We start from the raw sequence: 21,970 nt of genomic DNA, 5'->3' as shown, positions 1-21,970 counted from the left end.
GCCCTTCGGAACGCTTTGCGTCGATAGTTTACCCGCACTCGCACTGTGAAAAACATCTGGGTACAATAGGGCATCGACCACAGCCGATAGATCGGCGAGGAGAGCACTATGGAACGACGACCGTTTGGACAGACCGGCTGGAACCTCAGCATTCTGGGCTTCGGAGCCATCATCGTGACGGATGTCACAACCGATGAGGCGGCGAGATACGTCGGCGAAGCGATCGATCGCGGCGTCAACTACTTCGATATCGCGCCTTCCTACGGCAACGCCGAGGAGATGCTCGGGCCGGCGCTGGCGCCGTACCGCGACGATGTCTTCCTCGCCTGCAAGACCGGCAAGCGGGACGCCGCCGGCGCGCGCGAGGAACTGGAAGAGTCGCTGCGCAAGCTCCAGACCGATCACTTCGATCTGTATCAGCTGCACGCCATGACATCGGCCGAAGATGTCCAGCAGGTGTTCGCTCCCGGCGGCGCGATGGAGACGTTCGTCAAGGCGCGCGAGGAGGGCAAAGTCCGCCGCCTCGGCTTCAGCGCCCACAGCGTCGAAGCGGCGCTGTCCCTGATGGGCCAATTCGACTTCGACAGTATTCTGTTCCCCTTCAACTTTGTCACCTTTGAGAAGGCCGGTTTCGGCCCCCAGGTGCTCGAAGAAGCCCAGCGCCGAGGCGTCGCCCGCCTCGCGCTCAAAGGCATGGCGCGCGGCCCCTGGCGCGACGGCGATCCCAATCGCAGCGAATACCCCAAACCCTGGTACGAACCCCTCGCCGACCGCACCGAAGCCGCCAAAGCCCTGCGCTACTGCCTCTCCCTGCCCATCACCGCCGCCATCCCGCCCGGCGACATCCGCCTCTTCCGAATGGCCCTCGACATCGCCGACGCCTTCACCCCGTTGACGGATGACGAACGCGCCGACGTGCAAAAGATGGCGCAATCCGAAACGCCGCTGTTCACGGTCGCGGCGTGAGCGGGACGCGCGGCGAATAACTGTGCATAACATGATCTCCCGGTTATGAAACCCGGGCCTGGGAGCGGCAAGAGCCGCTAACCGTCCGTGCCGGACGGAAGAAAGAATTTTCACGGAGACGGGACTATGCCGCAGGAGCCGCGCAATTCGATACATGTCTATCTACATTTGGTTTGGGGCACGTATTTGCGTTATCCACTGATTACCCCGGACAAAGAGGATGCGCTGTTCCGATGCATTGAAGCGGAAAGCATACGCCTTGGCTGCAATGTGCTGGCGACAGGCGGAATGCCCGATCACGTCCATTTGGCCGTAACACTGCCTACGCCGCTGAGTATGGCGAAGCTCATGCAGCAAGTGAAAGGCGTATCGTCCGCATTCGCCAGGGATCAGCTTTATGAGGGCGAGTTCTTTGGCTGGCAAGAAGGCTACGGAGCCTTCAGCTTCAGCCAAACACAGTGCGATAAAGTCATCAATTACATCAAAAACCAAAAGCAGCACCACGAACAAAAGACACTCTGGCCCTCCGTAGAAATCACCACCCCACCGTCCACATCTTCTCCTCCGTCCGGCACGGACGGTTAGCGGCTCTTGCCGCTCCCAGGCCCGGGTTTCATAACCGGGAAATCTTGAAATCGCACGTGAAAAACGTGGATTTGTAATCCGGGCTTGAATACACATTCGGCGCGGGCTTCACAGCCCGCGCCTTCGTTCTCTCGATTTACGCAATCCCCTCCTGCTTCATCAGCGCCCGCACCCGCTTCACTTGATAGTCTTTAGCGGGATCGGAGTTCATCGCTTCCGCCCCGCGCAACGCCTCTTCTTCGGCGTGGCGCAGGGCGGCGAGCGCTTCGGGGCGATGATGCATTGCGGATTGAACGCGGTAGACTCCGAGCCACATCCAACTGTTCGTTCCATAACTGCGGCCTTCGGAGCGCTCCAATTGCGCTTGCAGCACGATTGCCTGCTGATACTTCGCCAGCGCTCTGGGATAGTCGTGCGCGCGATGCTCGGCGTCGTCCGCCTCAGTATAAGCGCGATCCCAGGCGTTCCGCAGCCGCGCCTGGGACTCCGCGCTATCCACGGAGATGTCGTTCAGCGAAAGATCCGTGAAATATTCCGGGAGGCCCTGGACCTCAGGCCGCGCCGCCGCGAGCGTGAACGAGGTGGTCGCGGCGTAATCCGCCGTTTTCTTCGGACTATTTTCGCCGCCGTGCAGGTTGACGGAATTGACATGGAAGGTCAGGGTGAATCGGCGCGGCTTCCAGGGCGCTTGCGGCGTCTCCGGGATCCACCAATCCCCCTCCAGTCGCTCTGCGTCATACACGAACATCTCCCGATGTTCCGCATTCGGATCGTCCAGCGGCCCCAGATACCCCTGCGGCAAGTAACGCACTCCCCGATCGTCCGTCAGCGCTATCTTCCAATCGCGGCCCGCGTAACGGTTGTGGCATTGAAACAGATCGCCGGGGTGTTTGCCGGCGCTGTAGAGCAGAAAGACATCCCCGTTCTTGTTGACCTGGAGGTCGCGAATGACGATCTTCCGGTCGGCCACGGTTTTGGTCTCGATTCCCTTCGCCAGGCGCCGTCTCAACTCTTCACGGCTTTGGTCCACGTCGAGAACGCGAGTCCCCGTCGGGAATACAGGGGTGAAGAGGGACGCGGGGAGGGTCTGGTTATACACCATTGTCCCCGCGCCGCAAAGGATCCATTTCTCGTTTTGCTTCACATAAAGGCACTCGGAAACCGGCAGATCGGTGGCGGTGTCCACCAGGAATTCCTGTCGCTCAGGCTGATCGGCGCGGTCCGTTTCGAGAAATACAGTGTGCACAGGCCGGCCCGCGACCGTGGATTTCGAGCCCAGGCGGATCGTCTCATGAAGGCCCATCAGCGCGTAATCATGCGTCATGGATTGGATCGTGAAACCACTGGCGTTATGCTCCGCCGGGCCGTCCGCCTTCCGAACGCGTACGATATTCTCGGAGCGATGATATCGCCAAACGCGGCCATTGGCGTAGATCTCTATTTCTGGCGTTCGCAGAAGGCTTTCGTTTCTCCACTTTCCATCCTGGCTCCATGTGCGGCCTTTATCGTAGGGCGTCCCGTCGGGACGGCTGATCCAGAACGTCGACTGACAGCTGCGCGCTCCGGCCATAGCGGCGTCCATGCGCCGCAGCGCCTGCGCGGCGCTCCATTGGGGCTGGATCGACACAATGGCCGCCACGGCGGCGCAGAACGCGGCGCCGGCGAAGCCAAGTCTCAGGCGCCGGGCTCGAGAAGAATCTCGGGAGTCGCGGCGCTCGCGTTGCGCGGCCAGCGCCGCGACTCGCGCTTTCAGCGCATCGGGCGCCGGAGCCGCCGGGAACGCATCGGACAGAAATGACTGCAAGCGCTGTTCTTGCGGGGTGGTCATTGGGCCGCCTCCTGTTCCTCGTGAAAGTAAGCCCGCCCATTCTGAAAAACCGCCTGGCGGGCGCGCTGCAAGAGACCGTTTACGGCGGCCGGCGTGCGCTTCATCACATATCCAATCTCGGCGATCGTGAGTCCATCGACGTATTGCAGCAACAGCGCTTCCTGCTGGTCGGCTTTCAGCGCCAGAACTAGCCGCCGTATCTCCGCCACCGCCTCGGCGCGCTGCGCCGCGCACTCCGGACCGCTGACCGAGCCGGCCCATTCGGCAAGCTCGGCGGGGATGTCCGTTTCCAGCGTCTCGCGGCGCCGATTTACGCCGCGCTGGGAATCGGCGATCTTGCGGCGGGCGATGCCGATCAGCCAGACGACTGGGCGGCATCCGCCCCGAAACTTCGGCAGCGCCAGCAGCGCCGCCGCAAAAACGTCTCCCGTAATATCCTCCGCGTCCTGGCGATGCGGAACACGCCGCACGACATATCCATACACGGCGTCAAGGTGACATGTATAAAGCTCATGCGCCGTCGGAACCACGGATCTTTCGGCGCCGCGCCGCGCCGTCCGCAGCGGCGCCCCGCGGCTGAGGGTCAACCAGTCCATCAAAATTCTCCCTCTCTCAAGATACCTCAGCATTCACTTCCAAGGTTAGTTCGCGGAAGACAAGGAAAACTATCGCGCAAGGAGCAAATAATCAAAGGCAATCATGAAACCCGGCAAAATTTGGGGGGAGTAATTTCCGCGAAACGCCTATAATAATATCACGTAACCCACCAATCGTTACTCGACAAAGGCAAACTCTCTGAAAGGGGAGGACGCAAAGCGATGGACCTAAACCGAGCTTCCTTTAGGAAGGCCGGCATGGCCGCCACGTTTCCGAAAGTGCGAGTGCGTTTATATATATTGCAAAACGCCCGGCCTCCATGGATGGAGGCCGGGCGTTTTGTACGAGTCCGGGCCGCGCGCCGGAGAACTAGAAGTGGAAGCTATGGAGCGTGCGGAACACGCCGGCCGGCGTGCACTGGTACGCCACGCCGTAGCTGTACTTTCCGCCCCGGTAGTTGACGCCGTAGAGGTTGCCGTCGGCGGCGCGCATCAGGCCGGTCCAGTTGTAGGCGCCGTCAGTGTTGGTTCCGTATGTGTCGGCGCTGAAGACATGCAGCAGCGTTTCGTTTCCGGCGGAGTCGATCTTGTAGATCGTTCCGGTGCCGTTCGGTCCGCCCAGGATCGTGGAGCCGTAGATCGTCCCATCGGAGCCGACGGCGATCTCGCCGTCCGGATCGACTCCGTCCGGCCCGCGATACTTATTGTCCATCGGGCCGAAGTTATGCAGCACGGTGATATTGCCTGACAAGTCGGCCTTGTAGACCGTGCCCGTCCCGTTCGCGCCGCCGGCGCCGCAAGCGCCGTAGAAGTATCCATCCGGTCCAATGACCAGCTGCGTGCGGGGATAGCTTCCCTCAGATCCGGTGAAGGCATGTACGACCCGGAAGACGCCGGCGGGAGTGATCGAGTAAAGCGTTCCCGCGCCGGACGGTCCCCGGTTCCAGGCGACCCCGTAGTAATTGCCGTCGGGACCAAGCGTCACGCCCGCATACGGCGATCCGCCATCGGTGGGAGCATTGAAGTCGTGGAGCTTCACATAGCTTCCGTCCAGCCCCACGCGATACAGCGTGCCCGCGCCGTACGCGCCGCCCATGATCGCCGTTCCGTAGAGAGAGCCGTCCGCCGCCTGAGCCAACGCGCAGGAAGGGAACGCTCCGGTCGTATTGGTCTGGTCTGGCGCGAAGTTCTCAAAGGCGTGCAGGACGGTGGGATTATATGCCGAGTCGATCTTCAGCACCGTTCCCAGGCCGCCGTCGGTGAGCGGGCCGCCGTTCTGCCCGGCCACATACAGATTGCCGCTCAGATCGGCGATCGGCGCCGCGAACGAGCCGTATCCCGCCGTGTACATGTACGACTGCCGCAGCGCCTCGCTGCCCAGGGAGTCCACGGAGATCAGGGAAGCCGCCTGGTAAGCGCCGCCGCCGCTGTAGGCGTAAAGCAGCGAGCCGGACTGTACGAAGGTGGCGTCTCCCACCGCATCGATCGACGCGGTCTCGGTGACGGCGCTCGACGCCGCGCTGGAGCCGACCGAGTTCGCGGCCTTCACGTAATACCAGTATGGGACGCCGTTGACGGCGGAGGCGTCCTGATAGGGAGACCCGACGACGGACGCGCTGAGCAGCGAATAGGGTCCCGACGCGCTGGTCGCCCGGTAAACGGAGAAGCTGGTCGCGTCCCCCGAGCCGATCCAGTTCACCGTGATGCTGGCGTTATGCGGATACGCCGTCACGCTGAACGGCGCCAGCGGAGGCGCGGCGCTGGTCACGACGAGCTGCGGCTTGTTCGACGCGCTTTCCCGAGAGTTGAACGCGTCCGCATTGGCCGCCGAACTACCCATCGTCACCGCAAGGCTAACCTGCGTCTGGCCCGCCGCCTTTTGCGCCTGGACAAACGAGGTCACATCCCACTGTGTCCAGGCGGCCGTGTGCGTGACGGTCGCGGAGCTCAGCGCCGAGCCGACCGCCGGCCGGTTGTTCCAGGTTACGCCGCTTTCGGTCCAGGAGTTGTTCGAGACACCGGACGCCGTCGCGGCGCCGCTGTACCCGCTGGTTGGATTGGAGCCGTACAGGCGAAGCGTCGCCGAAGAAATCGTGGCGGGCAGCGCCGTCAGATCGAACTTGAGATATGCGATCTCATTGGAGCCGGCCTTGGCAGAGGTCTGCACATGCAGCGCTGTCTGCGAGCCAAAGTTGTTTTTGGCGTAGGAGCCGTCGTGGACATTGGCGTCGGCCAGGGGAGAGGACGTCACGGTCGTCGTCGAGGGCGGCGTGTACGCCGCCGCTCCGGAGAGATCGTGAAACAGGTTCACGCCGTTCAGGCTTCCCCACCCCGTCACATTGTCGTAACCGGCGACGGCGGGATACAGCTCGTTCGTGACGCCGTCCGCAATGTCATGGAAGTCGATCCCGCCGTTCGCGCCCCGCGCGGCCGTGTAGATCGCGGGAGCGGCGAAGCCAAGCGGCGTCTTCCCCGCCGACGCGCGCTGCTGATTCACCAGCGCATTAAATGCGGCCCAGACCGGCGCGGCGCAGCTCGTGCCGCCGTAGAGATTCCAGGCGCCGTTGTAAAAGATCGCGTAGCCGGTATACGGATCGGCGTCCAGCGCGACGTCGGGCACGTTGCGATTCGTCGTCGATGTCATGCCCGCCGTGGATCCCGCGCCGCTTTGCCAGGATGGGATCGCCCAAACCTTGCTGACGCCGCCGCCGGTGGCGTTGCCGTTTCCGTTATTCCAGGTGTTCTCATTGAGCCAGGCGCCGCCCGCGCCGGCCGTCGAAAGCGTCGTGCCGCCGACCGACACCACAAACGGCTGTGAGGCCGGGTCGTAGACGGTCGGCCCCTGCCCCCAGTCCTGCGCGCCCCGATCACCCGAGGCGACATAGACCGACTGCCCCTGCGCGGCCATCTGCTTGAAGATCGCGTTCTCCGCGCCGATCTCGTCGCCGGAGACGAACTGTTCCGACGATCCCCAGGAGACGCTGATGGACTTGGCCTGGTTGTCGACCGCCATCTGGTTGAACGTATCGACCAGACCGTAAGAGGAGTTCGGTCCTTCGTAAACGACGATTTTGGACGCCGAAGGAGCGATCGCCGCCTGGAGTTCGATATCCAGCGTGACCTCGTCCGCGTTTCCGCCCGCCGCGCCGCTGAAGCCGTCGATCAGGACGTTTTGCAGCGGGACAAAGGGCAGGCCGAAGTACGTCTCGTAAGCCTGCACATCCGAAGCGTTGTAACCGTCCAGCTCGAACAGCCCCAGCGTCTGGCCTGCGCCGTTCGCCGCGATGGATGTCAGATTGTACGCGGCCTTGATGTCCGCCGGCGCCAAGCCGTTATACGGCCCCGTGCCGATCTGATTATTGCGTCCGATCGAAGCAACGCCGTTTCGCAGCGGCTGCGCCTGCGGCGTCAGCACGCGCTGGCTATTCAGGCCGACAACTCCGGAGAGCCGCGCCGCCACGGCGGCCGGGACCGCCGGCGCCGCATCGGGCGCATGGAACGCCGCGCCGGCGCGATCGCGATACTGCAAAAGCCGAACGGAAAAGGCGCGCTCCACCGTCGCGGACGGGGCCGCGACATCGAGTACGAGGCGATTCGCGTGACGCTTTAGCACCGTAAATCCCTGTCCGGCGGCGTAAGCCGCGACGGCGTCATAATCGGCTTGCGTGGGGCCATACTGCTCCAGAAACTCCTGCGGGGACAGATAGCGCCCGTAGAGCGGATCTTTGGGATCGGCGATCCGCTTCAGATACGCGTCGAGCTCCGCTTCGTTTCGCAGCGGCAGCGTAAACGTCAGCCGCACCGGAGCGGACGCCGCGAGACGGCCCAGCGCCATGGCGCTGACCGCCGGCGCCTGCCGAGAAAAGATCCGCGCGCGCTGGGCGTTCGCGCAATGCGCGGACGCCAGCACGGCGGCGAGAGACCACGCCGTCATGGCGAGGCCGTTCCGTCGTAAAACAACAGCATTGTTCATGAGAGATCCTCAAACCCTTCAGTCAGAAAGAGTGACAGCAGTTGGCGATTTCGAACTGAACACCCATCGCGAGGGAGCAGCGCGGCGCCGTCTTTGGCGGCGGCCGAAAAACTCCCAGCGCCGAGGCATGGGTCTTGCGGGGAAGGACAAACGAGGTGAAACACGAGGCCGAACAACAGAAACATTATACCAAACAAATGTTCTAAAAGTCAATATTATATAGACTCTTAATACCGAACAGACTTTAAAATTCTCCGCCCCATCGGCGATTTCCTGTTTCTTCGCCAACGCAACTAAATCCCGCGCGCCGTGTCTATTTTCTCGGACGACGATCAAACGGGCGAGGAGAAGAATCCAATGAACGGAAGACAGCTGGGAGTGTTATGCGCGGGGGTGGCGATCTTGGGGGCGCTGCTTTTGTTTCCGCCCTTTGCGATGACGCCGAACCTGGGCGAGTTTCTGAAATCGCAGTTCGCGGGACTGGTCGGCGCGCCGGCGCCCCAACCGCAGCCGCTGGTGCAGTATGGATTTCTGTTCGCGCCGCCCGCTGGGAGCGAGGGCGTTGACTGGGCCAGAGCGTGGCCGCCGATGGCGTTCGTCGCGGCGGCGACCGGCGTCCTGGTGGCGGCTCTGGGCCGAAAGCCCGTCGCCGCGCAATAATGGCGGGGATCGATTCCGTGAATCGAAAGAGTTATCGGTCTGATAAGCCGATGCGCGAAGGACTTAACGAGTCTGTCGCCGTATTAGACCATGCCGGCGCGCCTGACGAGGCCGCCGGCAAAAAAATACGGCTCCCAGTGAGAAAGCATCACCATGCCTCAAAAAGTTTTGTTCATCGGCGGCACCGGAATCATCAGCTCGGCCTGCTCACAGCTCGCGGTCGAGCGCGGCGTCGAGCTCTATCTGCTCAATCGCGGGCAAAGCTCGCGGCCGGTTCCCGAAGGCGCGCGCGTCCTCAAGGGAGACATCCGCGATCCCGAATCAGTGCGCTCCGCGATCCAGGGCCTGAACTTTGACTCCGTCGTCGACTGGATCGCCTTCTCCACCGACCATGTCCAGGGCGGCGTCGATCTGTTTACGGGACGCACCGGCCAGTATGTCTTTATCAGCTCGGCGAGCGCTTATCAGAAGCCGGTCGCCAGCCAGCCAATCACGGAATCCACCGTGCTCGCGAACCCTTACTGGGAGTACTCGCGCAACAAGATCGCCTGCGAGGAGCTTCTCGTACGCGCTTATCGCGAGAACGGCTTCCCCGCCACCATCGTCCGCCCCTCCCACACTTACGATCAGCGCTGCCTCCCGTTCATGGGCGGCTACACGGAGATCGACCGAATGCGTCGGGGAAAGAAGACCCTGGTCCATGGCGACGGAACGTCGCTGTGGGTGATGACGCATCACAAAGATTTCGCGAAGGGATTTTTGGGACTGCTCGGCAACCCCCGAACGATCGGCGACGCCATTCATATCACCAGCGACGAGGCGCTCACCTGGAACCAGATCTACGAGATCTTCGCCCACGCCGCCGGCGCCAAAACCGACATCGTCCATGTCCCGTCGGCGACGATCGGCAAAAACTTCCCCGAGTGGAAAGACGGCTATATCGGCGACCGCACGCACAGCGTAATCTTCGACAACACAAAGGTCAAGCGCCTTGTCCCCGACTTCGCCGCCACCATCCCGCTCTCGTGGGGCGCTCAGGAAGTCATGGATTGGTACGACGCCGACCCGGCCCGCCGCGTGGTGGACGAGGCGCTGGATGCGCGCATCGACCGGCTGATTGAGGCGCAGGAGGGGGTTTAGGGACGGGCGCGTGAGTGCCCCACACCGGCGGTTCAGGGGCTCCCGTAGCGCCACCCCTCTGGTCCTACCTACCCCCGGCCTTCGCGCTACCCGGCAAACCCACCCCCGGCCCTTCGGTGTATGACCGGGAGATAGTTTACACTTTAAACCAGCGACATCCTTTACACTCCGTGAGGTGTATTGCTTATTTTGAGAAAGAGAAGTCTCAAGTCGCAATCACCTCACAGAAGTCTTATCATTCTGAAGCAGACGAACTCAAATAAAGACTGTATCTAAAACCTGTTAGTCGCTTGCCGGAACACGCAGAAGCCGCAATTGGTCGTGTGTTTTTGTACGAGACGCCAGTATCCCAGTTTCTTCTATGATCAGGGCAATCGGGAGTTGGCCGACATAGATCGCTTGGTATTGGGCAGCGTAATGATCGATCCCCACAGGCTCACCGCAAAGGACCTCGCCTAGATAAAGCTCATTCCCTTTCCAGCGAATGCAGCCGTTGGGACGCACACGCATCACCTTCATTCCACCGGGATATTCGAGTTCGGGAGGACGCGAGGGATAGCACCGAGGAGACACAGTAAAGAGACTGGCGGGAGTAGCCATGGCAATCCCTTCATGGGGACGGATCTCGTTGTACTCTTGACGCCAAGCATCAAAGCGGCGTTGCTGAGCACTCATTTCATACCTGGGAGGAATGGTCGTCTCTGCCTTAAGTGTCCGGTGCATTCGCTCATGACGACCGTTCTGTTGGGGCTTGCCGGGCGCAATCCGTTCTGGTAGGATGCCAAGCTTAAGTAAATTGAGAGAAAGTCGGCTAACGCCAGTGATGGAATTGGCCGCAAATGGAGCGCCATTATCACTGCGGATTACTTGTGGCAGTCCAAACTCGCGAAAAGCTCCCACGAAATAGGGCCAAGCTCTCTCATATGTAACATCGGGCAATGCTTGGCAACGCAGCAGAAATCGCGTTTCGTTATCCGTCATGGTCAGCGGATAGCAGATGTTCCCATCACCCAGCGAGAAATGTCCTTTGTAATCGACGGACCAGACATGATTTGGACAGTGGGGTTGGGTTAATCCAGAGAGTGGCGTGTTGATAGCTGGACAGCTTCCCCGTCGGGTTCTGGATTTGACAAGCCCTCTGGTTTTGAGAATGGTTCCGATGGTAGTCAGGGAAGGCCAGGGTTCGCACCCCATTCCTGTTGTCCTTGTCTGATGAACTGCTTTGAGCTTTTTGGGGCCCCAATATGGGTGTTTAGCCTTAAGTTCGAGGATTTGATCGATGACGGTTTGCGATGTTGTTTGTGGACTGTGGTGAGGAGCGCGGGATTGATCGAGTAATCCTTGAACGCCTTCTTTCTGATAGCGTCCGAGGATTTTATAGCCGGTTGGCCGACTGATCCCGAAGTAGCGACATGCCTCAGAATGAGACATGCCGCCCTCCAGAAGTTGAAGAAAAGCGAGACGTTGGTCTGTCGGAGACGATTCTTTGAATGGCAAGGTGGAAAACCTCCAACCAAGCATACTCAAAGTGTAAAGGATGTCGCTGGTCTAAAGTGTAAACGATGTCCCTAGTTTGCACACGCGCCACCCCTCCCGTCGGCGCTAAGCTTGTATCACATTTTGGGTTCTGATCGACTCCATGGCGAGCCTCCATCCAGCCGCCATGGAGTCGAGCTTTCTGAGCCCATTCCAGAGCACTTTTACCCCAGGTAGCGGGCCGCCTTTGTAGGGCTCAAAGCCCCCAAGCTGCGCGATGGCCGTCACCACCTGCGAAATTGTCGTGATCGGAGTACGGCTCTGCTGATTGAGAATGGCAAGCTCTGTTGTATCCATAATCTGGTCGGCGCGGATTTCGGGCATCACACGCGCCAAATGCGTCACATATAACAATCGCCAGGCAACCACCAGGTAAAGCGAGAGCGTATTGCAAAGAGTATCTAGATCGTCCATCTGAAGACGCTCGGCTTGGCAGCCCGATTTGAGCGTAAAATGAAATCGCTCAATCTCCCAACGACACGTATAAAGATCCAGGACACGCCGCGCCGACGCCATATCGATCACATTCACAGTGGTGATCATGATCCATTCCAAAGGGGCATGGGGATCTCCCTCAGGGACGATCTCCCGAGCGCTTACCACTTGGATCGGAACGGCTTTCTCCTCATGTCCCACACCGGCTTTGGGCGGCTGAACCTCCACACGGCAATGGCGCATCTCCATCGTGGCGTCACGATCTTGAGCCTGGGTCCGTCCAGGAACACGAAGCGTATAGTGGCCCAGGACGTTTCCCTGCTGAGCCGCTACCAGAAGAGAACAATAGGCCGGTTCTTTCGTGGCGCCCTCCGAACGGTCCACCACCTCCCCATCCATCACCTCCCCATCCATCACCTCCCCATCCATCACCTCCCCATCCATCACTTTAACAGTGCGGGGGTGAGCGGCGCGGATAATCAGTTCCAGTCCCGAAGCACGCTCTTGTGCTAGCAGGTCGAAGATATCCGCTTCCCGGTCCGCGACCACGACCACCTCTCCTCCTTGGCGAAGGTGGGGTTCAAAGAGCTGCTCCACATGTTTCGCCGTTCGCAGCCAGCGATGGCTTTCCTTCTCCTCAATGGGCTTTTTGCGTCGCTGCGCCGCCGCTTGCTTCTCCAGGGGGCGCGCCCAAAAGTGAGCCTCCACCACTCCCAGCGGAAGTCTGTCGGGTGTCATCGCCAGCGCGGAATGCTGATGAATGCCCATCGCCTTTTTCGAGTCATTGATCGGCCCCAGCCCTTCGGTGGCGTAGTGGGTGGAATAATTGTAGGAACTGGTGTCCTGGGCTACGACAATGGTTTTCTCTCCCAGGCATCGCTGCAGAGTTGCTTGCCGGTGTCCCTCCAGGAGATCCGTCGCATTGGTTTCTGGGTGGCGTAATAGACGTCCCGCCGATTGTCTCAAAGCATTGCCGCACATCGTGGAAAAGCTGACGTTGGGTTGAGAAAACTTTGCTTCCAGTGTCTCCCCCATGACACGGCGGAAGCGCTCATCGCCAAACTTTGTCCCCTGAATTTCGTTTTCGGCCCACCCGGATCCTAACATCGTTGTTCCTCCGATATTAGGATCCCATATTCTGCGTCAATTTCGTACACACCCAAAAGATGTGATACAAGCTTAGCCGTCGGCGGGAGGGGTGGCGCGAAGCGCCGGGGTGGGTTTGCCACGGAGAGGACGCCCGAAGGCCGAGGGTGGGTTTGCCGGGGAGTGCGCGAAGGCCGGGGGTAGGTAGGACCAGAGGATGGCAATGCGAAACGCCGGGTTTAGGTCACTGGGCCGCCGCTACATTCTCGTTATTCGCCGCCGCCGCTTCCTGTGTCAGCGCCGTGATCGGCGACGGCGCGAGCGGTGAGTGGCTTTCGCTTCCCTTGGCGCGCGCCGTCCCGATGCCGCCCGGCTCAGGGAGGACGGCGCCAGCGATTCGGAGGGCGATGGAGAGGAAGTTGGGGGATAGGCCGTACAGTTTCGCGCCGATCTGGGCGGGCAGTGAGAGCACGGCTTCCGCCTTGCCGTGGCGCAGCGCGTCGATGATCTGATTCGCGGCGGTTTCGGCGCTGATCGTCAGGCCCGGCAGCGAATCGCCGATGCTGAACCAGGCGTACTCTTTCGCATTTTGTCCCTTGAAGATCGCGTTGTCCGGGCTGCCGGTGCGCATCAGGCCGGGGCAGACGGTCGTGACGACCACGCCGTCCTCCATCAGCTCCGCGCGCAGCGATCCGGAGAGGCCCACCAGCGCGAACTTACTCGCCGAATACGGCGCCAGATGCGGAACGGGGATCTTACCGCCGACGGACGAGATGTTGACGATTCGCCCCTCGCCGCGCGCCTTCATCTGCGGCAGCACCGCCTGCATGCCATAGAGCGGTCCCCAGAAGTGCGTATCGATCGCCTCACGGTAATCGTCCAGCGTCAGGTCTTCCTCGGGAGACACCTCGATCACCCCCGCGTTGTTCACCAGGACATCAATGCGCCCGAAGCGCTGGGTGACGATCTCGATCAGATCGTTCACTTCGCTTTCATGCTTCACATCGCAGGAAACCGTGAAGAGTGTCACGCCCTCCGCCGCCAGCTTCCGTTCCGCCGCCTTCAGCTCCTCGCCATCTCGCGCGCACGCCGCCACCAGAGCGCCGCGCCGCGCAAGCTCCCGGCACAGCACATAACCCAGACCGCGCGAGCCGCCCGTCACCAGCACGACCTTGCCCTTCAGATCGTAAGCCCGCGCCGATCGCACCGCCTGTCCCGCCGCGAGCGCGACCGCCGCGCCGCCAGCGACCGCAAGTATCGAGCGTGTTCGTTTGTCCATCGTGTTCGCCTCAAATCCTATTTTGCGCCCAATCACACGCGAGGCGTGACATGTCGGACGCTCTGATAGAATTGTGCCCAGGCAAGCGGTGCGTCAACCATGCCAGAAAATCCGCAAGCCACGGGAGAGGTTTTAGAGTTTGGGGACAAAAGTCAGAACTGCTTTTCGACGATGGGGAGATTGAGGAGCTCGGTGGTCTCGGACAGGAGCGTTTGGGCGTCTTCGGACTTTCGGGTGAAGGCCAGGAGGACGGGAAGGCGTGATTCGTCTTTCCAAATCAATAAGATCCAGCAGTAGACGGCGCCGGGCTTGTTGCCTTTGAGCGTTCGGAGGGCGACGCCCTGGGCGTCGGCGTCGAGGGCGCCTTCGCGCCGGTCGAGGAGAAAGGGGATGCGTGGGGGCGAAACGGCGTTCGCGAACCGGGTCAGTGGGAGTTTTCGGTAGTCGGAGTAACGATACGTGCGATCTTGGGTTTGGATCGTGAGACGCTGTGGGCCGGAGAGGCCCGCCAGATAAAGGCCGCCGAAGATACCGAATAGAGCGAGCAGGGTGTCCACGGGATCGGTTGTCGGGCGGCCGTGCGGGAAGAGCATGCCGGGAGTGACGCCGACCATCAGAACGGCCAGGGCCAGAATGGCGATCTGGCCGACGGGGCTGGGATAAAACGCCAGCGCGCCGCCGGGCCGGTGAAGCAGTCGATTTTCGATGGACATAAGAGATTACGAGAGGATCTTGAGGCCGGACAGCAGCAGGACCGTTCCGAGCGTTGGGCGCAGGGCGCGCTCCGGCAAGCGAGAGGAAAGCATGCCGCCGAGCAGGACGCCGGGGATCGCGCCGATCAGAAGGCTGGCGACGAGGCCGTAATCGACATCCCCCGCCCAAACATGCCCCAGCGCCGCCGCCGCCGAGAGCAGGCAGCCATGGTAGATATCCGTCCCGACAACTTCGCGTGCGCCCAAGCCGAAGATAAAGATCAGCGCGACTCCGAACAGCGTGCCGGCGCCGACCGAGGTCAGACCGACGAGGAATCCGCCGATGGCTCCGACCAGGACCGCCCAGAAGAAACCATGGTGGACCTCGCGGCCGCGCCGGCGCTCAAACCACGCCTCGACGCGCGGCATGGAGCGCGACAGCACGACTACCGCCACCAGCACCAGCACGGCGCCGAGAATATGCGTGATCAGGCGCTCGGCCTCGCCGCCGCTGCGCTTGTCGATCGTGTGCAGCGCCCAAACGCCCAGCAGCGACGATGGGATACTGCCCAGCGACATCTGAAAAACTAATTTGAGATTGACATTGCCCGCCCGCTTCTGCTGCCACGAGCCAAAGATCTTGGCGATGGCCGCATAAGCCAGGTCCGAACCAATGGCGTACTTCGCCTTGAAATGGAACAGGTAGATCAGAATCGGCGCCATCAGCGACGCTCCGCCCATTCCGGTCGCGCCGACAATCAAACCGACACAAAGTCCGGCCACTGCATTGTGATAATTCATGTTTCGCTCAAACCACGGCGCCTCGTCTTTGTAGGGTGAACGCCGCGACTTCTATCATACCACGGAACGACTAATTACTATCACAATAGTGGCAAATGAAATTTGGTTCCTGAGAATCCCAAAACAGGGCGGCATGATTATTCATGCCGCCCCGAACGGAACCAGACTGGGCGCCGTTATGGCGTTCCCAGAATTCCGGAGCGTTTCGTGAGAACGCTTGCCGCCGTGGCGAACACCAGCAGGGAGCGATCTGGGTGAGCAGGGTCGGGAATGGTCCCGCAGAACGTGGGCGCGCTGTCAAAGAGCAGATTGGACAGCTTCAGCGACTGCGACTGATCGCCGTTGGTAATTTCCAGGCTCAGCGTGAGATGGATGTCATTGTTCGGGCGCACGGAAGGCGTCGCCGTCATGGCAATCGACGAGGCGGCCCTTTTCACCGTCACGACGGCGCTGACGCCGCTCACCGTGACGACCGTGGGAGACGCCAGTGTCGGCAGCTTTCCATGCTGGACCGCGTCCAGCAGCGCCTGACCTTTAAGATCCGGCGAATCTTCTTTCGCGTTTGTCAGCGTCTGGGGATCGATTCCCAGACGAGCAAGCGCATCACGGGACGCCTCCACGATCTGCACATGCACCTGACAGCGGCTCGGCTCGACATCGAGAATGCGCACGGCGTCGCGCAGTTTCTCATATTCCATGGGCGTCGTATCGGCCAGCAACGCGTTCTCGTTAGGCGCCGCGGACACGCGCGCATAATACGCCGGCGCGACTCCCTGTCCGTTAGCCTCAGCGCTGACGAGCGACTTGAGAAGTTCCGAAGCGTCACAATAATCGATTGGCAGTTTATAGTGTCGGCGCTGCTGCTGGGCGACCGCTTCTTCCACAGTCTGCAGCTGGGCCATGGACGCTTCCGAGTCTTTAAGGCGAATATGGTAAATGCCGCTCGCGAGCTCATAACTCAAAGCTGGCCTGCTGGTTTTCAAGATTGTCCGCAACGCGTCTTCCGGCGACACACTGGAAAGACGCACAGTGATTGTCCCCGTCACCTCGGGACCAATCACATAGTTCAACCCTGTCTGCGTGAACAGCTGCTTGAGCACATCTTTCACGGGCGCATCGGTGAAATTGAGACTGACGGCGCTCGGCGATGACGACGTGGCGGCGGCATCGGGATTTGCCGGAGCCGGCTGTACGAGCGCAACCTCTGGAGTCGCAGTAACGGCGTTCCGCGCTGGAATCGTGCTTGCCGGTCTTGTGACAGCCGGACTGGAGTGCGGAATGGCGGCGATTGTCGGCGCGACGCTTGCGGAGATCAGCTTTATGGGCGCCGCCGGCTTGGCTGGAATCGGCGCGGCGGCAGCCGGCAGACTGACATGTACGGCGCCGCTCGCCAGGGCGATCAGCGCAGACATCGCCGTATGTTTCTTGAGCATGACAGGTCCTCCAGACAGTGGTTTTTCCGTGCGGACGATATGTGCGGATGCAATCAAACGATGCGCGGTTTTGGCGGCCGGCCGCGCGCCAGCGTTGGCGGATACGAGAAAGAGCACGCCTCCGGCGGCGACGAAGGCGACGCCGCCGACCATGATCCGTCCGGCGCGGGACAGCATTCGCAGCTGACCGCCGCTCCAATCGACGATACGGGCGAGGCGTTTACCAATCATGGATCGGAACGGGGTGACGCCGATGGCCAGCACGCGCTGCGACCGGGATACGGACCGGTTTTCCGCGATACTCAGCAGACAGTCGGCGTAGGAGCGCGGCGGGCAGGCGTGCGCCAGCACCCACTGGTCGCAAGCATACTCCGCTGCTTCCTGCCAGCGGCGGTGCAGCGCCAGCAGGAGCGCCTGCGGCCAGAGCAGCGCGGCCGCCAGACGAAATCCGAGGTTCCAGGCGCAGTCGCGCTGAAGAAAATGGGAAAGTTCATGCGCCAGCACGGCGCGCGCCCCCGCCTCTCCGTAACGCTCCACGGCGTCGTCCGGCATGACAACCGTCGGACGCAGCGCGCCCGCCAGAAACGGGCTGCGCACGTCGGGATGAAGAATAAGATTCGGCGTTTGCGCTCCTGTCCGCTCGGCGATTTCCGCGAGCAGCAGCGCGACCGGCCCAGATGTCACGCGCTCCCCCCGCGCCATAAACCGGCGCAGCGTGATCCCGCAGACGAAAAGCCACAGAAGATGAACGGCCACGCCCAACAGCCAGACAGCGGTGAGAGCAGCGTAAAGCCCAGGCAGTTTGGATGGAGAAGACGGCGCGCCTATTTCAGCGAGAGGCGAAACCGGCGCGGCGACGCCAACATGGGAGCGCCGCCGAATCCGAGGTGATGCTTTGGCAATATTGGGGAGCGCCGTTGACATCACCGCAGCAGGCGGCGGCGCGGCGATCGAGACGCTCCAAAGCGGCTGAACGCGGCCGGCCATCGACGCCGCCATCAGCGCGCTGACAACCACACAGGCCAGCGTGGCCCGGTACGCCGCCAGCTCGAAAAACGGGCCGCGCCGGCGCAGCAGCCGCCCCGCGATAAGCCCCAGAACGATCAAACAGGTGCTTTGGATCAGGACTCCGATCCCCAGTTCCAGGAAATGCCGGCACAGCTCGAAGCGCTCCATTTAAGACCGCTCCTCTTCCGGCAGCGCGTCGACGAGCGCGCGCAGACGCCGCAGCTCATCCGGCGACGTGCGCCCCTCCGAAAGCAGATGCGACACGAGGCTGGAGATGGAGCCGTGAAATACCCGGTCCAAAATATCGGTCGCCAGCGCCCCGCTGACTTCCGACTGCCGATAAAGCGCGGTGAAGACAAACGTCCCCTCGCGGTCTTCGTGCGTAACCAGCCCCTTCGCCTCCATCTTGCGCAGCATCGTCTGCACGGTGCTGTGCGCGGTCGGAGCAAGCCGAGACAGCCGCGCGGTCATCTGACGCGCGGTCAGCTCCGGCTGGCTCCACAGCTCCTGCATGATCCTCAGCTCCATTTTCCCTAAACGCGGTCCAGATTTCTGCATAAAACTCTGCCTCCGTACCCCATCCCTTGTAATCTACCGTGGTAGATTGCAAGAACAGTTTACCATGGTAGATTACATGTGTCAAGAAACATTTACTGGTGGGCAGGGTGAAAGGAAATTCGAGGGGCAATCTCAAGGGCGCAGGGTTTCGTCGGAGCGCTCATCCTCACGCGCCTGGCGGCGGCGGTAGACGTATTCGCCGAGGCTCCAGTCGGCGGGCAGCGCGGGGCGCTCCAGAAGCGCGCGCGTGGCTTTGGCGCTTTCCGACGCCTGCGCGCGGGCCTCCACGGCGAGCCAGATGATGCAGCAGAGCACAGCGGCGCTGTAAAGCGTCCAGAAGACGCTGACGGCGCCCAGGGCGCTGCGTTCGGGGTCGCCGGCGGCGACGATGAGGGCGAGCACGCTCACCGCGAGACCCCAGAAGTGCGGCCTCAGGCTGCGCCCGGCGCGGCCCGACCGGCGCGCCTTTGCGGTGACGACAAACCGGCCCGGGCGACGCAGCAGCACGGAGACGAATGCGGCGGCGAGCACCGGGGCGGCGGCGAAGCCCAGGATCGCTCCCCGCCAGCGCCATCGCCGCCCGCAGGCATACCAGTGCGCGATCTGCGTCACCGCCCAGTAGGGAGCGAAATGCCGCAAAAACTCCAGCAGGCTGACGGAGTTCATTGCCTGGACGCCGGCCAGAAGGTAAAGCAGCGGAGCAGCGAAAAAGATCAGCTGGCTCAGTCCGCAGAGATAGTGCGTGCCGCTCAGCGCGTATTGCGCGCGCTGCGGGCCAGTCAAACCGTCGCTCGCGGGAAGGACGATGCGCCGCCATTCGCGCCGCAGGACGCCCAGCGTTCCCGCCGCCCAGCGCCGCTGCTGGCTGAAATAGGAAGACAGATCTTCCGGCCCCAGTCCCTCCGCCAGGATCTCGGGGAGATAGACCGAGCGCCAGCGGGCGTGCAGCAGGATTGAGGCGGCGAAGTCCTCGGTCAGCGACTCCTGCGGCAGCCCACCGATCTCATCCAGCGCCGACGCGCGGATCACCACGTTGGTGCCGCAGATGAACGCGGAGTTGAGGCGGGATTTGCCCGGACAGATCGTCTCAAAAAAGACCATCTGCTGGTCCTGCGCCCAGCGCGCCACCGGGCTTTCGAGGTTTCGATAGTACTGCCCCGTCTGCACCCAGCCGATCCGGGAATCCCCGAAGGGCGGTATCGTGCGAAGAAGAAATTCGGGGCGCGCGGCCATGTCGGCGTCGAAAATGACGATCAGCGCCTCCCCGGTCGCCCCGAGGAACTGGCGCGCGTATTCGAGGTTCCCCGCCTTGGCGCCGCCGCCTTCCCGCCGGGTCACGCAGAGGATCCCCAGTTCGTCGGCAAGATGCTCCATGTCGCGCCAATCGGGACTGCCCGCAACATAGCCGTCGTTGCAGAGCGCGATGGTGACCTCGGCTTGTGGGTGCGCCTTTTGGTAAGCCTCGCGCGCCGCCAGCGCGCCCAGCGCCGTGGGCTCCACGACCCCGCGCCCTTCATCGACCGTCGGGATCAGAATGAAGATCGGGCGCGGGCGCGCGTCGCCCGGCGCGGCCGCCGGCTCGGGACGCGGCCAGATCGTGTAATGGAACCCGAGGATCTGCGCCGCACCGAACAGCTCGGCGGCGAACAGGGGCAGCGCGATCCACCAGAAGCTCCCATTGATGAAAGAGATTCGCCACAGAAGATACCACGGGGCCGAGGCGCCGACGAGGACGCCGAGCGCCATTGTCATCCGTCGCCGGTCCGTTCGCGCGAACGCCGCCGCGCTCCATAGCGCCAGTAACGCCGCGACCAGCACGGCGTCCCCGAAGCTCCACGCCGGCGCGTCGCCCCCGCCGGAGACGCCGGCCGCCGCGCCGTTCAAATTTGGCGCCGGCGCCGGCGGAACATATGTGACGCCAAGGATCGGCGCGGGCTGATCCGAGCGGCGATAGACGTGAATATAGTCGATGTCGAACGTCTTCGGCCAGCCGTTTTCCGCAGGCTCGCCGGCGAAGACGCCGCCGATCGCGGTGTTGATGCGCAGATACATGGGAACCGAGGAGACTCCCTGCACGGACTTCGCCCGGACATGACCGTCGATTGACCACCGGACAAATCCCGGCTCCCAGACGACTTCGTAGGTGTGCCACTGGGTCCAGTCCACCGCCGGATTCACATAATCCATGTGCTCCATCTGGTGGCCGTTTTCGTCGCGCCAATGGTTGGTGATGCAGATGGTGTCCGGGACGGATCCCCGGTACTCGGTGAGGTCGATTTCCGGCGGCCAATCGCCCGAGGCCGGCAGCAAATAGATCGCCGACCAGATTCCCGGAAGCGCGGAGAACCGGCACCGGAAAACGATGCGTCCATAACGCTGGGCGAATTTGTTGAGCGTGCTGATCTCGCCGGACGTAAACTCACAGCCATCGGCCTCGCGGCGCTCGCTGAGAATCGACAGGGCGCCCTTCTCCAGCCGGACGTCCTCGGGCCGGAAGCTCTGAACAGGCTGCTCGTGGATATTCATTGGGCCGCGGCTGGTCGTCCATTTCGACGTGTCCAGGGAAGGGGCGCTGAACTCATCGTCGAAGGTCATCACCCAGCGCGGCGCCGAAGACTTCTGGGCGCGATGGCGCGCCTGGGCCCGCGTCGAAAACGACGCCGACAGCAAGGTCAAGATCAAGACGATTAAGAACGCGCGGAGCGTCTTCATGGGCAGGCCAGATCTCCCGGAACGCCGGTCTGGACGCCGCGTGTATGAACCGTGGAAATCGGGAGCCAGTGGACGTGCCCGTCCAAAAACGTGATGCAGCAGCCTCCCTGATGGCGTCCCGCAAAGGCGTCGGCGAAGCTCAGGTTCATAAACGCGTCGTTCGTCGTGCTCGCGGTCACCGTGGTCTCCTCGCTGAAGAGCATCAGCGACGAAGGCGCGTCAAACACCGCCAGCGCCCGGCCGGGCCGGAACCCATTCACGACGACCGGATCCTCAACACAGGAGTTGATCGCATAAGAGTTGCCCGGGCTTTTACGGATCGAGTCGCTGGGACAAAGAAACACGTCGGCGCTGTGGATGTAGGGGTAGAGGCTGCCGCGCGTGGGGTCCATCTGGGAAACCGCGCCGGGCGTGATGGCGAAGGAGGTGTAGAACATCCATCCGCCCGTGACATTCACGCCGGCGGCTCCGTCAGAAGCGCCAGGCAGGATATCGTCGTTGTCCTGAAGGTATTGCAGCGTCGCCAGCGCGATCTGCCGCTGGTTCGAGGCGCAGGTGGTCTGGCGCGCCTTTTCCCGCACTTTGGCGAAGACGGGAAACAAGAGCGCGGCGATAATCGAGATAACCGCGATGACGACAAGCAGCTCGATCAAGGTAAATCCGCCGATACGCCTCATAAGTA

Annotated in this window: 16 protein-coding genes and 1 riboswitch; of the genes, 4 read left to right on the top strand and 12 right to left on the bottom strand. The window is 62.0% G+C overall.

Features of this window, described 5'->3' with window-relative positions; translation table 11 throughout:
- The first annotated feature begins 108 nt into the window (after positions 1-108).
- Both D5261_RS09265 and tnpA read left to right on the top strand, forming a co-directional pair.
- Positions 109-966, top strand: a complete 858-nt coding sequence (locus D5261_RS09265) for an aldo/keto reductase (protein WP_119325250.1) — start codon at positions 109-111, stop codon at positions 964-966.
- A gap of 126 nt (positions 967-1,092) precedes the next feature.
- Positions 1,093-1,551 (top strand): IS200/IS605 family transposase, encoded by a 459-nt coding sequence (gene tnpA, locus D5261_RS09260; protein WP_119325249.1) that lies wholly within the window; start codon positions 1,093-1,095, stop codon positions 1,549-1,551.
- Positions 1,552-1,687: 136 nt separating this feature from the next.
- Here tnpA and D5261_RS09255 read toward each other — a convergent pair whose 3' ends face one another.
- The 3 genes from D5261_RS09255 to D5261_RS09245 all read right to left on the bottom strand — a co-directional run bounded on the left by D5261_RS09255 (position 1,688) and on the right by D5261_RS09245 (position 7,948).
- Positions 1,688-3,379, bottom strand: coding sequence for a hypothetical protein (locus tag D5261_RS09255; protein WP_119325248.1), 1,692 nt, complete (start codon positions 3,377-3,379; stop codon positions 1,688-1,690).
- On the bottom strand, positions 3,376-3,975 hold the full coding sequence (locus D5261_RS09250) for an RNA polymerase sigma factor (RefSeq protein ID WP_165864697.1): 600 nt from the start codon (positions 3,973-3,975) through the stop codon (positions 3,376-3,378). Before D5261_RS09250 ends, D5261_RS09255 begins: the two co-directional genes overlap by 4 nt.
- Positions 3,976-4,154: 179 nt before the next feature.
- Positions 4,155-4,253: riboswitch (cyclic di-GMP riboswitch) on the top strand.
- 92 nt (positions 4,254-4,345) lie between these two features.
- On the bottom strand, positions 4,346-7,948 hold the full coding sequence (locus tag D5261_RS09245) for a choice-of-anchor tandem repeat GloVer-containing protein (RefSeq protein ID WP_119325246.1): 3,603 nt from the start codon (positions 7,946-7,948) through the stop codon (positions 4,346-4,348).
- Between the two features lie 357 nt (positions 7,949-8,305).
- Between D5261_RS09245 and D5261_RS09240 the strand changes: the two genes are divergently transcribed.
- Together D5261_RS09240 and D5261_RS09235 are read left to right on the top strand one after the other, a co-directional pair.
- Positions 8,306-8,608, top strand: coding sequence for a hypothetical protein (locus D5261_RS09240; protein ID WP_119325245.1), 303 nt, complete (start codon positions 8,306-8,308; stop codon positions 8,606-8,608).
- Positions 8,609-8,761: 153 nt separating this feature from the next.
- Entirely contained in the window at positions 8,762-9,748 is a 987-nt protein-coding gene (locus D5261_RS09235) for an NAD-dependent epimerase/dehydratase family protein (RefSeq protein ID WP_119325244.1), read from the top strand.
- Between the two features lie 282 nt (positions 9,749-10,030).
- On the opposite strand, the gene D5261_RS09230 is transcribed toward D5261_RS09235, so the two are convergent.
- The 9 genes from D5261_RS09230 to D5261_RS09190 all read right to left on the bottom strand — a co-directional run bounded on the left by D5261_RS09230 (position 10,031) and on the right by D5261_RS09190 (position 21,965).
- Positions 10,031-11,245: an integrase core domain-containing protein gene (locus tag D5261_RS09230; RefSeq protein ID WP_165864696.1), complete on the bottom strand. Its 1,215-nt coding sequence runs from the start codon at positions 11,243-11,245 to the stop codon at positions 10,031-10,033.
- 105 nt (positions 11,246-11,350) lie between these two features.
- Complete coding sequence (locus D5261_RS09225) at positions 11,351-12,826, bottom strand: IS4 family transposase (RefSeq protein ID WP_301002457.1); 1,476 nt, start codon at positions 12,824-12,826, stop codon at positions 11,351-11,353.
- A 223-nt stretch (positions 12,827-13,049) separates the two neighbouring features.
- Positions 13,050-14,084: an SDR family NAD(P)-dependent oxidoreductase gene (locus tag D5261_RS09220; protein WP_119324159.1), complete on the bottom strand. Its 1,035-nt coding sequence runs from the start codon at positions 14,082-14,084 to the stop codon at positions 13,050-13,052.
- 152 nt (positions 14,085-14,236) lie between these two features.
- Complete coding sequence (locus D5261_RS09215; protein WP_119324160.1) at positions 14,237-14,797, bottom strand: hypothetical protein; 561 nt, start codon at positions 14,795-14,797, stop codon at positions 14,237-14,239.
- 6 nt (positions 14,798-14,803) lie between these two features.
- Positions 14,804-15,577, bottom strand: a complete 774-nt coding sequence (locus tag D5261_RS09210; protein WP_119324161.1) for a sulfite exporter TauE/SafE family protein — start codon at positions 15,575-15,577, stop codon at positions 14,804-14,806.
- Between the two features lie 176 nt (positions 15,578-15,753).
- Complete coding sequence (locus tag D5261_RS09205) at positions 15,754-18,186, bottom strand: M56 family metallopeptidase (protein WP_119324162.1); 2,433 nt, start codon at positions 18,184-18,186, stop codon at positions 15,754-15,756.
- The gene (locus tag D5261_RS09200; RefSeq protein ID WP_119324163.1) at positions 18,187-18,576 is read right to left on the bottom strand and encodes a BlaI/MecI/CopY family transcriptional regulator; all 390 of its coding nucleotides are present in this window, start codon (positions 18,574-18,576) and stop codon (positions 18,187-18,189) included.
- Between the two features lie 132 nt (positions 18,577-18,708).
- Positions 18,709-21,288: a family 16 glycosylhydrolase gene (locus D5261_RS09195; RefSeq protein ID WP_119324164.1), complete on the bottom strand. Its 2,580-nt coding sequence runs from the start codon at positions 21,286-21,288 to the stop codon at positions 18,709-18,711.
- Positions 21,285-21,965: a type II secretion system protein gene (locus tag D5261_RS09190; protein WP_119324165.1), complete on the bottom strand. Its 681-nt coding sequence runs from the start codon at positions 21,963-21,965 to the stop codon at positions 21,285-21,287. The genes D5261_RS09195 and D5261_RS09190 overlap by 4 nt, the downstream gene beginning before the upstream one ends.
- Between the last annotated feature and the right edge of the window lie 5 nt (positions 21,966-21,970).

The organism is Capsulimonas corticalis (assembly GCF_003574315.2).
GTDB lineage: Bacteria > Armatimonadota > Armatimonadia > Armatimonadales > Capsulimonadaceae > Capsulimonas > Capsulimonas corticalis.
The sequence above is the reverse complement of the archived record's forward strand: the minus strand, read 5'-3'. Positions and strand labels throughout refer to the sequence as shown.